A 13,800-nucleotide genomic window follows, 5' to 3' on the forward strand; every position below is an offset into this window, starting at 1 on the left:
ATCACGCCAAAATCCCGCACCCTCTCTCGGGATGCGGGATTTGGCTTCTCGGGGGTTACTTGTCGGGGTTCGGGGGGAATTGGCCCTGGGCGGTGACACTGGAGCCGTTCAAGGTGAAGGTCACGTTGGTCGGGCCGCCGGACGGGCAGCACAGTGCGTCTTCGGGCTTGGCCCAACGGTATTGGACCGAAACGGTGTTCCTGGTCTTACCGAGCATCGTGGTGTAGCCGTAGTACTTGGATGTCGCCGTCCCCAGGTACTTGCCGTCGGTGAAGAACAAGACGTGGTAGCCGGGGTGGCTGCCGTTCCAGTTGACCAGCAGATAGGACAGGACGCCGGCGCAGCCCGCCGAGATCGGGTCGGTGCTGCCCTCAACGATGGTCCACGGGTAGCCGCCGGCGTTCGGCGCCAATCGGCCTACCGAGCTGTGCGCGAGTTCGGAGTTCAGGTCGAAGCACAGTCCGTGCCCGCTGCCGTAGGGGCTCGGGTTCTGGGGCGGCGGTGGCGGGGCGGGTGCGGGTTCCCGCTGATCGACCGGCACGCTCGCGACCGGCGGCGCGGTGTCGACGTCCGGTGCGTTCTGTCTCGTCTGCGGCGAGTTGGTGGGCTGGTCGGCCTCGCCCGGCTGCGCCGGGGTTGTTGCGTTACCCGGCGTGCCGGGCGCCGCAGGAGCGGCCGACGGGATCGGCGTCCTGGTTGCCGCCTGCGGTGTGGAGCTGGAACCGCAGCCGGTCGCGCCGAGGACGACGCTGGCGGCTAGTGCGGCAAAAGCCCATGACTTGACGTTCAAGTGAACCCCCGGAATCGGTGTGGTCGGTATGTGGTTAGCCCGTACTGCGGTGTCTTCGCAAATGCGCCGGTCGCCCGGAGCACGCACGCGGTCCTCCATCCGCGAACCTGCGATGACTAACTGGACATCGGGCCGATTTCAGTGCGTGTTACTAAGTTTCACGTGATTTGGGGCAGGTAAAAATAGTGCCCCTACTGTCGGGGGCACCGACATGCCAGGCGCGAATTGCCGCCGCTGCCGAGTGTCGGGTTGCTCCCGCGCGGTCCGCTGTGAAAGATGCTGGACAACGAGCACTGCCGGTGACCTGCATTTTTTGTCCAATGACACAGCCCGTCTAGCGATCAAGCGAGGGATGGACGTTCATGCGGAAGTCGAAGGTTCCCCTGATGCTGTCCGGCCTGCTGGTCGCCGGTTCGCTCGTCGCGGCCGCGATGATGTACCAGCCGCGCGGGGCAGCGCACGAGACCCCGGACCGAGCGGGCCCCGCACGCGAGGCGATCGGCGCTCCGCGCGGATTCGATCCCGCGTTCAAATCCCGCATCGCGCAGGCCGAGGCGTATGCGAAGAGCCGTCCCGGGTTCACCGGGATCGTGGTGCGCGATCGCCGCACGGGCGCGGTGTGGCGCAATGCGGATGCGGCGACACCGATCTGGGCCTGTTCCACGCCGAAGTTGGCGATCGCGGTGGACCTGCTGCTGCGCGACGACCTCGGCTCGATCACGCTCGGCGCCGAGGACCGCGAGCTGATGCACCGGATGCTGCATGCCAGCGACAACGATGCGGCGACGAGCCTGTGGGAGCGCTACGGCGGCGAGAAGTCGTTCGCGCCGCGGTTCCGGTCGTTCGGCATGGCGGGCATCAAATTCGCGGGCGGGCACCCGGATTCCTGGGGGTGGATCCAGGCCACCGCCAACGATCTCGAGCAGCTCATCGACTTCGTGCTGGAGAAGCTGCCCGCCCGGCACCGCGACTACCTCGTCGGCGAGATGCGCTCGGTCGACGGCGGCGACTCGCTCGACACCAACCAGCGGTGGGGTGTGTGGGGCGCGGGCGACAAGGCGGCGCCGGGGAACAAGAACGGCTGGTCCGACGACAACGACGACGGCTCCTGGCTGATGAACTCCGTCGGGTTCGTCGGGCCGCGTGAGCAATTCACCGTTGCCATCATGAACAACACCCAGGTGGTCGACGACGGCTACCGGGTCGGCAAGGAGACCGTCACCAAGGTCAGCGAGATCCTGTTCAGGGACTACTTCAGCTGACTCAGGGCTGATAGGGCGGCGCTTCGCCCCAACCCCAGTGCGGCATCGGCGCTTTCAGGGGCGGCGTGGCATCGGGCTGGGAGTTCGAGTGGGCGAGGCGGGTGCCCCATTCGATGTAGGCGAAGAAGGCGGAGCGAAACTCCGGGTCGTTGGGCATGCCCACCTCGTCGGCGGCGTCTATCAGCAGATTCACCCACCGGCGGCGTTGTGCTTCGGTAATCGCCTTGCCGAGGTGCTGGCGGACCATATGCGCGTAGCCGCCGCGTTCGGTGCTGTAGGTCTCGGGGCCGCGGAAGACTTCGGCCAGCCACATCGCGACGTATTTCGGATGTCCCGGATCCATGCCAGCGAACAGCGGGCCGACCAGCTCGTCCTTCAGGACCTCGCGGTAGAAGACCTCGGTAAGCGCCTCGAAAGCCGCTGTGCCACCGGCCCATTCGTACAGGGTGGGTGTTGCCTCCGTCATTATTGAACTCCGATCCATAACGGCATGGCAGTATTCGAACAAGCGCCAGCATAATGACCGCAGCCGGAGAAGGCCGAGCGATTTTCTTGCCGGAGGGCCCCGCTCGAGCGTGGCGAGTGGGGCTCAGGTCCGTCGAGGGTGGGTTGTCAGTTCCACTGGGACTGGGTGCGGGTCCGGCCGGACGATCCGGTGTTCGCCATCGCCTGGAGGTCGTCCAGGAACTTTTCGACGGCATCGGATTTGATCTGTGGCGATTGGACCTGCTCGCGCACGCTCTCGGTGGTGTGCGCCATCACCTGCTTGGAGAAGTCGGCCTTGAGGTCGCGGATCAGCTGCCTGCGCATCAGCTCGATCTGGTCGCGGCCTTGCTTGCCGACCCGTTCGACCTCGGCGGCGGCGGTCTCCCGCATCTTCACCACGATGTTGTCGGCGTCGGCGTGCGCGTCCTCTAGCAGCTGGGCGAGTTCGGCTTTCGCCTCGGCCATGCCCTCGTCATATACCTTCTTGGCCTTGCTGAGCCGAGCCGAGGCCTGCTCGTTCTCTTCGATCTGTTTCCGAATATCACCCTGCGCCTTGGCCATGATCTTTTTGACCCACGGCACAATGTATTTGACCATGAACCAGACGATGACCGCGAAGCCGAGTAGCTGGCTGAAGAACACCTGCCACTCGAAATGGATCTGGTAGATGCCTTCGGCAAGGATGTCGCTGCTAGGAGTCATGACGACGCCCGTCCTGTCTGCTGGCCTCGACTCGTCTCGGCCCGCCGCTCTTCATCGACACCGACCACGCGGTTGGCCAGCGATCGAGCGAGTGGCTCGACGGTCTCGCGCAACTCCGCGGCGATCTGATCCGCCTGCGCCCGCAATTGCGCCTCGGCCTCCGCGACAATGCCGTTGGCCTCTTGCTGCGCCTGCCCGCGCATTTCCTCGAGAATGTCCCGGCCCTCGGCTCGCGCCTTGCTCCGGATCGCGGCCGCTTCCGACCGCGTTTTCTCCAGTGCCGCTTGATGCTTGGCTTCGGCCTCGGCGAACAACTGCCTCGCCTCTTTGGTCGTCGCCAGGGTTTCTGCGGCCCGCTCTTCGCGTTCCTCCAGCACCTTGCGGATCGGTGGAACAACGAAGAACCAGATGACGCCGAGCACGATCAGAAAGATCAGCAACTCGACGAAGAAGGTGCCGTTGGGGATTAGGAAGTTCTCCGCGGCAACTACATCGGTTCTCGGAGACATACCCGGTTACTTGCCGGGAGTCGCGAATACGAAAAGGGCCATGAAGGCTAGATTGATGAAGTACGCCGCCTCGACCAGACCGACGGTCAGGAAGAAGATGCCGCGCAACCGACCCTCGGCCTCCGGCTGACGGGTCACACCATTGATCAGCGCCGCGCCGGCCAGGCCGTCACCGATGCCTGCGCCGATGGCGCCGCCAGCCATGATGATGCCGCCGCCGATGAGGGCGCCCTGGATGATGGACGCGGTGGTTGGGTCTGCCATTTTCTACTTCCTATTCTCGGATGTGGACTCGATCGGCACCTCGCCGATCAGTGGTGTTCGTCTTCCAACGACATCGACTGGCTGAAGTACAGGACTGTCAGCAGCGAGAAGATGAAAGCCTGGATTGCGCCGACGAACAAGTCGAACAGTTTCCAGACGGCATTGGGGCCCCAGCTGATCCAGAAGGGGAAAAGCGTGATCACGGAGAGCATCACGCCACCCGCGAACATGTTTCCGAACAATCGCAGGGACAGCGAAAGCGGCTTGGCGATTTCCTCGATGACGTTGATGAACACCATCGGGCCCCAGCCGGTATGTCCCTTCAGCAGCTGCTTCACGTGTCCGAACGGACCGCGCCGCGCGATGCCCGCGGACTGGTAGGCGAGGAACACGAACAACGCGAGCGCGTAGACGAAGTTGACGTCGGAGGCAGGCGGCGCGAGCAACTCGCCGTCGCCGATCTGCACCGGCAGCACGGACAGCCAGTTCGACAGCAAGATGTAGACGAACAGAGTGACCGCGAGCGGCAGCGCGAACGGCGCGACCTTCATGCCGATGGCGCTTTCCACCTGGGTGCGCATCTGGACCGTCACGGCCTCGAAGAACAGCTGGACGCCGTTCGGCACCCCGGAGGTGATCTTCAGGCGCAGGAAGAAGGCCAGGCCGAGCACGATGAGCGCGGCCACCGCGGTCGACACGATGGTGTCGACATTGAAGGCCATGCCGAACGCGTGCGCGACCGCGTGGTGACCGACCTTGATCTTCGGTTCTTCCGCGGGGGCCTCTTGCGCGAGCACGGTGACGCTCGAGGCCAGCTGGGCAAATGAAATGGCTGGGATCGTCATGGCGTCTGGCGAAGCCCTTTCAATTCAGGCAGGACAGTGTTGAGGACCAGGGCGACTTGAAACAGCGCCAAGCCGAAGAAGATACCGACGCCATTGGGACGCGCGAGGAAAGCCACCAGGAGGGCGACGGCGGTAATGCCGAGCAGTCGTAGCGCGGAGGAACCTACCAAACGCTGCTTGCTCGGGGCTTCGGAACTGGCAATTCGGGTGATGGCCCACAAGGTGAGTTGGGCATTCAACCAACCGACCGCGAGTCCAGCGCACATGAAGGTACCGAGCAACAGTCGGTCGATCAGGCCGGTTATCCCCAGAGCCAGCACACCCAGAGCGATCGCGGCAATGGCCGCGCGCCGTATCTGGATCTTATTCACGTCCACACCGACACCGCCTTCGCCCATACCCCCACCGCATGGTGGGGGACGTGATGAATCCAAAGCATACACATGCCAACCACCCTGCGTGGCAAGGTTTTTGATCTTTCTTGACTCGATCTTGATATTGGCCGCAGGCATCATCTGGTTACTGTGGCGAACCGTTCTTTGTTCACATCTTGTACCGGCGCAGCGCCATTCCTGAAGTCCCGCAAAACCTTTTGAGAACCATCTGACGTGGGAGAAGTCTGCCGTGCGTGGAATCGGTGTTGATGCGAACGATGGGGCCGGGTGCCGCGTGCGAGGAGTATAGCCACTAGGCTGGTAAATCAGCGGCAACTCGGCGACATCCGTCAGGAGCCTTGTCGATGACGCGTCAGCGCCGATTTCAGTTTGCCCCAACTTATACATTTTGTCTGTTTTGTCCGTATTTTGGATGCTGATTACTTGCTGTTCTCGACCGTCTGTTCTTCCACCGCGGTACGTCCCGCTCGGGCAAGTGCACAAGAATCGGCCCGAGCGATTAGAAAGTCCAGGCCACCGCGCCCGCCATCCGTCGGCTGCCTACGTCGAGCATTCGGGAACCGCTGAGTGTCATCTGCCCTGCCTCGGCTCGACTATCGACGAGAAGTGCGGGAATGGCCCGGTTTTCGCGCGCCGCCGGTCGCCGAGCGCGTCGTCAAGATCGGCAAACTGGGATTCGACCCCATTTTGAATGCGTCCGCGCTGTGAGAGGTCCCAGAGATGGCGGCGACGCGTGATCTGTTGCATACCTCCGTGTTCGGTGGGCATCCGAGATTGAAGAGACTTCGAGTTACAGAGAGATGTTCGCGATGACGCCTGAGTTCGCGGTGGTAGCAAAGGGTTCGCAAGGCGGCGGCGCCGCGTTGGATCAGGTCATCGGGCTGACCGTCGCCGCGATGGTGATCGCCGCGGGTTTGTTCTGGCTGGCCTATCTGCATCGCACCCGCCGGATCAGCTGGCTGAAGAACGCGGCCGATCGGCTCGGGCAGTGGGGCAACCGGCCCGGTTGGGTGGCGTTGCCGGTCGCGCTGTTCATCACGACCATCATCACGGCGCTGTTCGGCTTCATCTGGGACGTGAGCCTGCACATCGGCAAGGGGCGTGATCCTGGGCCACTGGCCAATCCGGCGCACTACTTCATCCTCGTCGGCCTGTTCTTCCTCTTCATCGCGGGCATGCTGGCCGTTATCCTGCCGCTGGACGAGAAGCCCGGCCCGGCGGCCATCCGGATCACCCGCACCTGGCACGCCCCCGTCGGCGGGGTGCTGATGGCGGCGGTCGGGTTGTACGCGCTGATCGGCTTCCCGCTCGACGACATCTGGCACCGGTTGTTCGGCCAAGACGTCACCCTGTGGGGGCCGACGCATCTCATGCTGATCGGCGGCGCCGGGCTCTCGCTGGTCGCGGTGCTGCTGCTGGAGTTCGAAGGCAGGCTCGACCGGCCCGATCCGGAGCGCGCCGACGGCCCGTTCCTGTGGGTCTTCCGGTCGCTCGCCTTCGGCGGCTTGCTGATCGGATTGTCGGTCTTCCAGGTCGAATTCGATTTCGGGGTGCAGCAGTTCCGGCTGGTCTTCCAGCCGATGCTGATCGTGGCCGCGAGCACGGTCGCCCTGATCTCGGCCCGATACACGCTCGGGCGGGGGAGTGCGCTGGTGGCGGTGGCGTTCGCGTTCCTCGTGCGCGGTGTGGTCGCGGTGCTGGTAGGCCCGATTCTCGGCGAGCCGCACAACGTATTCCCGCTGTATCTCGGCGTCGCGGTGGTGGTGGAACTGATGGCGCTGCTGCCGCTCATCGACAGGCCGGTGTGGTGGGGTGCGCTCACCGGCTTGGCTGCCGCCACCGTCGGGATCTGGCTCGAATCGCTCTGGGTCGACGGCATGTTCGTCGATCGGTGGCCGACGAGCATGTGGCCGGAACTGCTGGCGATGACGGTGCCGGTCGGTGTCGCGGGCGGCGCGCTCGGTGCGCTGCTCGGCATGGTGCTGCGCGGTGAGCCGTTGCCGCGGCCGCCGCTGCGGCGTGGTCTCGTTGTCGCGGCGGTGCTGATCGCCGCGGCGGCGACCGCGAACGGTTTGCGCATCGATGTCCCCGAGAATGCCGGTGCGGCGGTCCGATTGCAGGACGCCGAACCCGTGCACGGCGGCCGGATGGTGACCGCCGACATCACGCTGACCCCGACGGACCTGGTGAGTGACGACCCCGAGTGGATGCAGCTGCTCGCCTGGCAGGGCGGTGTCGGCTCGGCGCGGCCCGGTCGCGGCCTGGTGGTCGATCAGTTGCGGCGGGTCGGGCCAGGTCACTACGTCAGCACGAAACCTGTTCCGGCCGATGGCAACTGGAAAACGGTGCTGCGGGTGCAGGACGGCCGTACGCAGACCGCGTTGCCGGTCTACCTACCGGACGATCCCGGTATCGACGCCAAAGAGGTGCCCGCGCTCACCGAGTTCACCCGTCCGTTCGTCCGGGAAATCACGGTGCTGCAACGGGAACGCTCGTCGGACTTTCCGTCATGGTTGTTCACGGTGGCGTCATTGATCGTGCTCGTATGTTCGTTGGTGATCGTCTGGGCGCTGGCGTGGGGCGCGGCCCGGATCGTGCTGGCCTACCGCGCCGACGTGCGCGCGGAGCGGATGGCGCAGGCGGTCCGCCGGTGAGGTACGAGCCGGGCGTCGACGTTCTCGCCAGTCACTCCCTACTGCTGGCGATTCCGGCTTTCGTGCCCGCACTCGCCGTGGTTGCGGTGGTGGTGGCGGTCGCGGTACGCGATCGACGAGCGGAGCGCCGCGAGAATACCGAGGCCGCGAAGGAATCCGAAGATGATTGACCGGAAGGGAAATTGATGTCCAACTTCAGGCGGGCGAGCGTACTGGCCGTGGTCGCGGCCGCTTCGGTGCTCATGACGGCGGCGTGTTCAACAACGACTTCCGACCCACCGGCCGCCGGGACGTCGTCCGCGTTATCCGCCGAGGCGTCGCCCGATGTGGTCATCTCGGTACGTATCGCCGGTGGCACGGTCACCCCGACGAACGCACACGCCGAGGCCGAGGTGGGCCAGCCGATCGTGGTCAAGGTCGACAGCGACGCCGACGACGAACTGCACGTCCATTCGGATCCGAGCCAGAGCTTCGAGGTCGAACCGCGGCAGGGGCAGGAGTTCCGCTTCGTGGTGAGCGTGCCGGGCAAGGTCGACATCGAACTCCATCACGCCGGTAAGACGGTGACCACGCTGCTGATCCGGCCGTGACCAGGTCGCTGGCGCACGGGCTGAACGGCTCCGCGGATCTGCCGATTCCATTGCCCTACGCGCTGGTCGGCGCGGCGTGGGCGTTGACCTTTTCGTTCGCGATACTGCTGGTGGCCTGGAAGCGGCCACGGCTGGATCCGGACAACCCCGGCCTGCTGTTGCCTTCGGTCGTCCGTGCGGTGATCGATGCTCGTGCGGTCCGGGTAGTGATCGCGACGGTAAGCATCGCCGCCGCGGTGGTGGTCGGTTCGGTCGCGGTGTTCGGTTCCGCTTCGTCGCAACGCAATCCGGTTCCCGGGGTGTTCTATATCTACATTTGGGTCGGGGTGATGCTGGCGTCGCTCGTGGTCGGCCCGGTCTGGCGGGCCGTCTCGCCGATGCGTGCGCTGCATCGCTTCGGATGCTTCGCGCTGCGGCGCGATCCCGGATACGGCTTCCGCGAGTACCCGTTGTCCTGGGGATGCCGACCTGCGGTGCTCGGGTTGTTCGCTTTCGTGTGGCTCGAACTCGCTTCGCCCGATCCGGGTTCGGTCGCGGCGGTGCGCTGGTGGCTGCTCGGATACGTCGTGCTGACGCTGGCGGGTCTGGTGCTGTTCGGGACAGCGTGGGCCGAGCACGCCGATCCGTTCGAGGTGTACAGCAGTCTGCTCGCCCGGCTCAGTTCGTTCGGACGCCGCGCATCGGGCGAGTTGGTGTTGCGTGCTCCGCTGCACAACCTCGCGGGAACCCCGGTGCTGCCCGGATCGGTGGCGCTCGCGGCGACCTTGCTCGGCTCCACCGCCTTCGACAGTCTTTCCGCGTTGCCCGGTTGGCGTAACCTCGTCGATTCGCTCGGCGGCGGTTCGGTTTTCGGGGCGACAGTGGTGCGCAGCGTTGGTCTGCTCACCGTCATCCTGATCGTCGGCACCGTTTTCACCGTCGCCGCGCGCGCGACCGGCGGTCTGACCCGTGCCGAGCGCGCCGAGCTACCCGGCCTGCTGGCGCACAGCATCACGCCGATCATCGCCGGTTATATCGTCGCGCACTACCTGACCTTTCTGGTGGAGAAGGGGCAGGCGACGTTGTCGCTGTTCGCGGATCCGTTCCAGCGTGGTGCGGACATAGGCGGACTGGCGCACTATCAGGTGCACTACATACTGTCCGACCATCCGACGGTGCTCGCCACCACGAAGGTGCTCGCCGTGCTCGCCGGTCATGTCCTCGGCGTTACGGCCGCGCACGACAAGTGCCTGCGGCTGCTGCCGTCCGAGCATCGGGCCACCGGTCAGCTCGCGCTCATGCTGACGATGGTCGGCTACACCTTCACCGGCTTGTACCTGCTGTTCGGCGGATGATCAACCGGGGACGTACGGTTCGCCGTCGGCCTTGGGCGGGCGCACCTGCCCGACCGCGCCCGCCACGGCGATCACCGTCAGCAGATAGGGCGTCATCTGCAGCACCTCGGTCGGAATGGGCGTCGCCAGCACCTGTAGCTGACCCTGCAGCGCCTTGGTGAAGCCGAAAAACAGTGCCGCACAGGTCGCGCCGAGCGGATGCCAGCGGCCCATGATCACCGCGGCGAGCGCGATGAACCCGTTGCCCGCCGTCATCTCCTTGGTGAAACCGCCGGTCGATCCGATGGTGAAGTAGGCCCCGCCGAGCCCGGCTATCGCACCCGCGAGCAGCACGGCCTGATACCGGACCCGCAGCACCTTGATCCCGACGGTGGCCGCGGCGCGCGGATGCTCGCCGACCGCCCGCACCCGCAACCCCCACCGCGTCCGATACAAGACGAACCCGAGCACGGCGACCGCGACGACCATCGCGTACACCAGCGCGGTCTGATCGAACACCGTCGGGCCGATGATCGGGATGGACGACAACACCGGAATGGCCAGCGGCTGCATGGTTCCCGGATTGTTGAACCGGGACGCACCGTCGGTCAGGTTGACGAGCTGATCGAAAAGGAAGCCGGTGATACCGGTCGCGAACACCACGAGCACCACGCCGAGCACGATCTGATTCACCAGATAGCGGATCGAGAACACCGCGAGCAGCCAGGCGATGAACACCCCCGCGACCACCGCGGCCAGCGCCCCGACGACGAAGCTGCCGCTGACCGTCGCGAGGATCGCGGCCGCGAACGCACCGGCGAGCAGCTGACCTTCGATGGCGATATTGATGACACCGGCCCGTTCACACAGCACGCCCGCCAGCGCACCGAGAATCAGTGGCGTCGACAGGGCGAGGGTGCCCTGAATCTGATTGGTGAGCGGGAAGGTCTTGCCCGACGCCGCCCAGCACACGAAGGTCACCACGAACGCGACACCGAACACGGTGAACAGCACGGCCGCCCACCGCCCGGCCAGGCCACGCCACAGGTGCGCGATCGCGATCGCGAGGGCGACCACCGACAGCAGCAGCGCCGCCGGTTTGGCCGGCACGTTCAGATCGGACGGACCCGCCGCATCCGGTGCCGCCAAACGGAAGTCGACGGTGCCCGACTTGGTGAACACCGCGAGAGCGACCGCGGTGACCGCGAGGACCAACAGCAGGATGCCGAGGCGGAGCCGCTGCTGATGCTTCTCCGGTGACTCGAGCCCGCGGGCGGCGGCACCGGTCGTGGTCGTCACCATCAGTTCCACCCTTTCGCGAGTACCGCGTCCGCGCGCTCGGCCCGGATCCGGAAGACGGTGCGCACCAAGGCCGGTGCCGCGACCAGCACGACGATCACCGCCTGCAACACGGTCACCAGGGTGAGCGGTGTGCCGGTCGCCGCCTGCATCTCGTTGCCGCCCGCGTTCAGCGCGCCGAAGAGCAGCGCCGCGTACACCGTGCCGATCGGACTGCCTCGACCGAGCAACGCCACGGTGATGCCGTCGAAGCCGAACGATCCGGCGATCCCGTTGGTCAGCGGCAGGTCGGTGCCGAGCACCTGCTGGGCACCGGCGAGTCCGGCGAGGCCGCCCGCGATGAGCATCGCCAGCACATACGCGCGGCCGACATTCATCCCGGCCGTGCGCGCCGCGTCCGGGTTGGCGCCGACCGCCCGCAGCTGGAAACCCAGCGTCGATCGGGACAGCAGCCACCACACAAACACCGCCGCGCCCACGGCGACCAACAGGCCGAGATGCAGTCGGGTATCCCCGAATCGGGGCAGTTGCGCGGTGTCGTCGACCACCGGGCTGATCGGCTCGTTGCGGCCGGGCCGCTGCAACCACGAGGTGGTGAGCAGCCAGGTGAGCGCGTACAGCGCGACGTAGTTGCCCATGATCGTGGAGATGACCTCGTGCGCACCGGTGCGCGCCTTCAACAGTCCGACGAGCCCGCCCCACAGCGCGCCACCGGCGATGCCCGCCAGCAGGGCCACCACCACGTGCAGTACCGGCGGCAGATGCACCGCGAAACCGACCCAGCCCGCGAACAGCGCGCCGGCGATGAGCTGGCCCTGCGCGCCGATATTGAACAGACCGGTGCGGAACGCGAGCGTCACCGCGAGGCCGGTGCAGATCAATGGCGTTGCGGCCACCAAGGTTTCGGCGATCTGATGCTTGCCGCCGAACGCGCCGAGGAACAGCGCCTGGTACGTGTCGCCGACCGCGGTGGCCGCCGCCGACACCGTATCCATCGGCCGCGCGAAGAAATAGCCGAACGCGCCGGTCACCTTCGGATCGCTGACGATGATGAGCAGCGCGCCGACGATCAGCGCGAGCAGTACCGCCAGCGCGCTGACGATCAGTTCGCGCACCCAGGGCCGGTCGGATACACCCCGCTTCGAATCGCTACGCGGTGCGTCAGTCAACGTCCCTCCCCGGTTGCACGCCCGCCATCATCAGGCCGAGCTGATCGCGCGGGGTGTCCGGGCCGACGATGCCGACGATCTGCCCGCGATACATGACGATGATCCGGTCGGACAGCGCGTAGATCTCGTCGAGTTCGGTCGAGACGATCAGCACGGCGGTGCCCTGGTCACGTTCGCGGACAATGCGTTTGTGCACGAACTCGATCGATCCGACGTCGAGGCCGCGGGTGGGCTGGCCGGCGACCAGCACCTCCAGCGGCCGGGACAGCTCCCGTGCGAGGACGACCTTCTGCTGATTGCCGCCCGACAGGGTGCGCACCGGATCGGCGGTGGAGCGGACCCGGATGTCGAACTCCTCGACCCGTTGCGCGGCATTGCGTTTCACCGCGGCCGGGGACAGCACGCCATGACGGGAGAACTCGGGGCGATCGATCAGATCCAATACGAGGTTCTCGGCGACACTGAAGGTGCCGATGCAGCCGTCGTGCGAACGGTCCTCGGGCACATAGCCGATGCCCGCGTCCAGGTGCTGGCGCGGCGACCGGCCGACCACCTCCCAGCCGCCCACCGTAATGGTGCCCGACACCGGGGTTCGCAGCCCGAGCAGCGCGCTGACAAGTTCCGACTGCCCGTTGCCGACAACGCCTGCGATGCCGACGATTTCGCCGCCGTCGACCCGGAAGGACACCTCGTCGACCACCACCGTTCCGGCCGCGTCGACCACCGTCAGGTCGGCGACGACCAGGGTGGGTCCGGTCGGCGCGGCGGGCGTCTTGGCGACCACCAGGTCCACCGAACGGCCGACCATCAGCTCCGCGAGTTCGGCTTCGGGCGTGGCCGGTTCGACGGTGCCGACCACCGCGCCGCGGCGGATGACGGTGATCCGATCGGCGATCCGGGTGACTTCCTTCAGCTTGTGCGTGATGAAGATGATCGAGGTGCCGTTCGCGGCGATGGAGCGAAGCACGCCGATCAGCTCGTCGATCTCCTGCGGGGTGAGCACGGCCGTCGGCTCGTCCAGGATCAGCACTTCGACGTTGTTGGCCAGCGCCTTCAGGATCTCCACCCGCTGTTGTTCGCCCACCGAGAGGTTGGCCACCAGCGCGTCCGGGTCCACCGGAAACCCGTAGCGCTGCGACAATTCCCGCACCTGTTTGCGCGCCGCCGCGCGATCGAGCACGGCGAAACCCTTGGTCGGTTCCCGGCCGAGGATGATGTTCTCCGCGACGGTGAACACCGGGACCAGCATGAAGTGCTGATGCACCATGCCGATGCCCGCGGCGATCGCGTCGCTGGGCGACAGGCAGGTCACCGCCGTGCCGTCCAGCAGGATCTCGCCGTCGTCGGGCTGCAGCAGCCCGTAGAGCATGTTCATCAGCGTGCTCTTGCCCGCGCCGTTTTCGCCGAGCAGGCAATGGATTTCGCCCGGTTCGACCACCAGGTCGATGTGGTCGTTGGCCAGCAAAGTGCCGAATCTTTTGGTGAGACCGCGTAGTTCGAGCCGCATATCGCTCCCGGTGAC

The 13,800-nt window shown here is 66.0% G+C and carries 15 protein-coding genes; 5 read left to right on the top strand and 10 right to left on the bottom strand.

Going from position 1 to position 13,800, the window contains the following annotated elements; all coding sequences use genetic code 11:
- Positions 1 to 55: 55 nt before the first annotated feature.
- On the bottom strand, positions 56 to 790 hold the full coding sequence (locus ACIA8C_RS05980) for an LppP/LprE family lipoprotein (protein ID WP_397131360.1): 735 nt from the start codon (positions 788 to 790) through the stop codon (positions 56 to 58).
- Between the two features lie 362 nt (positions 791 to 1,152).
- On the opposite strand from ACIA8C_RS05980, the gene ACIA8C_RS05985 reads away from it, so the two are divergent.
- On the top strand, positions 1,153 to 2,052 hold the full coding sequence (locus ACIA8C_RS05985; RefSeq protein ID WP_397131362.1) for a serine hydrolase: 900 nt from the start codon (positions 1,153 to 1,155) through the stop codon (positions 2,050 to 2,052).
- A 1-nt stretch (position 2,053) separates the two neighbouring features.
- On the opposite strand, the gene ACIA8C_RS05990 is transcribed toward ACIA8C_RS05985, so the two are convergent.
- The 6 genes from ACIA8C_RS05990 to ACIA8C_RS06015 all read right to left on the bottom strand — a co-directional run bounded on the left by ACIA8C_RS05990 (position 2,054) and on the right by ACIA8C_RS06015 (position 5,373).
- Positions 2,054 to 2,518: a group II truncated hemoglobin gene (locus ACIA8C_RS05990; protein ID WP_397131364.1), complete on the bottom strand. Its 465-nt coding sequence runs from the start codon at positions 2,516 to 2,518 to the stop codon at positions 2,054 to 2,056.
- Positions 2,519 to 2,664: 146 nt separating this feature from the next.
- Positions 2,665 to 3,240, bottom strand: a complete 576-nt coding sequence (locus ACIA8C_RS05995; protein ID WP_397131366.1) for a hypothetical protein — start codon at positions 3,238 to 3,240, stop codon at positions 2,665 to 2,667.
- A complete protein-coding gene (locus tag ACIA8C_RS06000; RefSeq protein WP_396993257.1) occupies positions 3,237 to 3,749 on the bottom strand; it encodes a F0F1 ATP synthase subunit B in 513 nt (170 codons plus the stop codon). The genes ACIA8C_RS05995 and ACIA8C_RS06000 overlap by 4 nt, the downstream gene beginning before the upstream one ends.
- Positions 3,750 to 3,755: 6 nt before the next feature.
- Positions 3,756 to 4,013, bottom strand: coding sequence for a F0F1 ATP synthase subunit C (locus ACIA8C_RS06005; protein ID WP_040742384.1), 258 nt, complete (start codon positions 4,011 to 4,013; stop codon positions 3,756 to 3,758).
- A gap of 47 nt (positions 4,014 to 4,060) precedes the next feature.
- Entirely contained in the window at positions 4,061 to 4,858 is a 798-nt protein-coding gene (atpB, locus tag ACIA8C_RS06010) for a F0F1 ATP synthase subunit A (protein ID WP_397131368.1), read from the bottom strand.
- Positions 4,855 to 5,373 (bottom strand): hypothetical protein, encoded by a 519-nt coding sequence (locus ACIA8C_RS06015; RefSeq protein ID WP_397131370.1) that lies wholly within the window; start codon positions 5,371 to 5,373, stop codon positions 4,855 to 4,857. The genes atpB and ACIA8C_RS06015 overlap by 4 nt, the downstream gene beginning before the upstream one ends.
- A 689-nt stretch (positions 5,374 to 6,062) precedes the next feature.
- Here ACIA8C_RS06015 and ACIA8C_RS06020 point away from each other — a divergent pair.
- From ACIA8C_RS06020 to ACIA8C_RS06035, 4 genes are read left to right on the top strand one after another with little or no spacing between them, the layout of a single operon-like run.
- Positions 6,063 to 7,907 (top strand): hypothetical protein, encoded by a 1,845-nt coding sequence (locus tag ACIA8C_RS06020; protein WP_397131372.1) that lies wholly within the window; start codon positions 6,063 to 6,065, stop codon positions 7,905 to 7,907.
- The gene (locus tag ACIA8C_RS06025; protein ID WP_397131374.1) at positions 7,904 to 8,077 is read left to right on the top strand and encodes a hypothetical protein; all 174 of its coding nucleotides are present in this window, start codon (positions 7,904 to 7,906) and stop codon (positions 8,075 to 8,077) included. Before ACIA8C_RS06020 ends, ACIA8C_RS06025 begins: the two co-directional genes overlap by 4 nt.
- Positions 8,078 to 8,092: 15 nt before the next feature.
- On the top strand, positions 8,093 to 8,497 hold the full coding sequence (locus tag ACIA8C_RS06030) for a hypothetical protein (RefSeq protein ID WP_397131376.1): 405 nt from the start codon (positions 8,093 to 8,095) through the stop codon (positions 8,495 to 8,497).
- On the top strand, positions 8,494 to 9,831 hold the full coding sequence (locus ACIA8C_RS06035) for a hypothetical protein (protein ID WP_397131378.1): 1,338 nt from the start codon (positions 8,494 to 8,496) through the stop codon (positions 9,829 to 9,831). The genes ACIA8C_RS06030 and ACIA8C_RS06035 overlap by 4 nt, the downstream gene beginning before the upstream one ends.
- Here the strand turns inward: ACIA8C_RS06035 and ACIA8C_RS06040 are convergent, their stop codons facing one another.
- From ACIA8C_RS06040 to ACIA8C_RS06050, 3 genes are read right to left on the bottom strand one after another with little or no spacing between them, the layout of a single operon-like run.
- Positions 9,832 to 11,112, bottom strand: coding sequence for an ABC transporter permease (locus tag ACIA8C_RS06040; RefSeq protein ID WP_397131380.1), 1,281 nt, complete (start codon positions 11,110 to 11,112; stop codon positions 9,832 to 9,834).
- The gene (locus ACIA8C_RS06045) at positions 11,112 to 12,278 is read right to left on the bottom strand and encodes an ABC transporter permease (RefSeq protein ID WP_397131382.1); all 1,167 of its coding nucleotides are present in this window, start codon (positions 12,276 to 12,278) and stop codon (positions 11,112 to 11,114) included. The genes ACIA8C_RS06040 and ACIA8C_RS06045 overlap by 1 nt, the downstream gene beginning before the upstream one ends.
- The gene (locus tag ACIA8C_RS06050; RefSeq protein ID WP_397131384.1) at positions 12,271 to 13,785 is read right to left on the bottom strand and encodes an ABC transporter ATP-binding protein; all 1,515 of its coding nucleotides are present in this window, start codon (positions 13,783 to 13,785) and stop codon (positions 12,271 to 12,273) included. Before ACIA8C_RS06050 ends, ACIA8C_RS06045 begins: the two co-directional genes overlap by 8 nt.
- Positions 13,786 to 13,800: the final 15 nt, after the last annotated feature.

Origin of the sequence: Nocardia sp. NPDC051321 (genome assembly GCF_044455225.1) — a bacterium.
Lineage (GTDB): Bacteria > Actinomycetota > Actinomycetes > Mycobacteriales > Mycobacteriaceae > Nocardia.

Excerpts from the sequence above, each read along its gene's own strand:
- ACIA8C_RS06050 (WP_397131384.1), bottom strand. The coding sequence starts at position 13,785 with ATGCGGCTCGAACTACGCGGTCTCACCAAAAGATTCGGCACTTTGCTG.
- ACIA8C_RS06005 (WP_040742384.1), bottom strand. The coding sequence starts at position 4,013 with ATGGCAGACCCAACCACCGCGTCCATCATCCAGGGCGCCCTCATCGGC.
- ACIA8C_RS05985 (WP_397131362.1), top strand. The coding sequence starts at position 1,153 with ATGCGGAAGTCGAAGGTTCCCCTGATGCTGTCCGGCCTGCTGGTCGCC.
- ACIA8C_RS05990 (WP_397131364.1), bottom strand. The coding sequence starts at position 2,518 with ATGACGGAGGCAACACCCACCCTGTACGAATGGGCCGGTGGCACAGCG.
- atpB (WP_397131368.1), bottom strand. The coding sequence starts at position 4,858 with ATGACGATCCCAGCCATTTCATTTGCCCAGCTGGCCTCGAGCGTCACC.
- ACIA8C_RS06040 (WP_397131380.1), bottom strand. The coding sequence starts at position 11,112 with ATGGTGACGACCACGACCGGTGCCGCCGCCCGCGGGCTCGAGTCACCG.
- ACIA8C_RS06000 (WP_396993257.1), bottom strand. The coding sequence starts at position 3,749 with ATGTCTCCGAGAACCGATGTAGTTGCCGCGGAGAACTTCCTAATCCCC.
- ACIA8C_RS05995 (WP_397131366.1), bottom strand. The coding sequence starts at position 3,240 with ATGACTCCTAGCAGCGACATCCTTGCCGAAGGCATCTACCAGATCCAT.
- ACIA8C_RS06020 (WP_397131372.1), top strand. The coding sequence starts at position 6,063 with ATGACGCCTGAGTTCGCGGTGGTAGCAAAGGGTTCGCAAGGCGGCGGC.
- ACIA8C_RS06030 (WP_397131376.1), top strand. The coding sequence starts at position 8,093 with ATGTCCAACTTCAGGCGGGCGAGCGTACTGGCCGTGGTCGCGGCCGCT.
- ACIA8C_RS06015 (WP_397131370.1), bottom strand. The coding sequence starts at position 5,373 with ATGATGCCTGCGGCCAATATCAAGATCGAGTCAAGAAAGATCAAAAAC.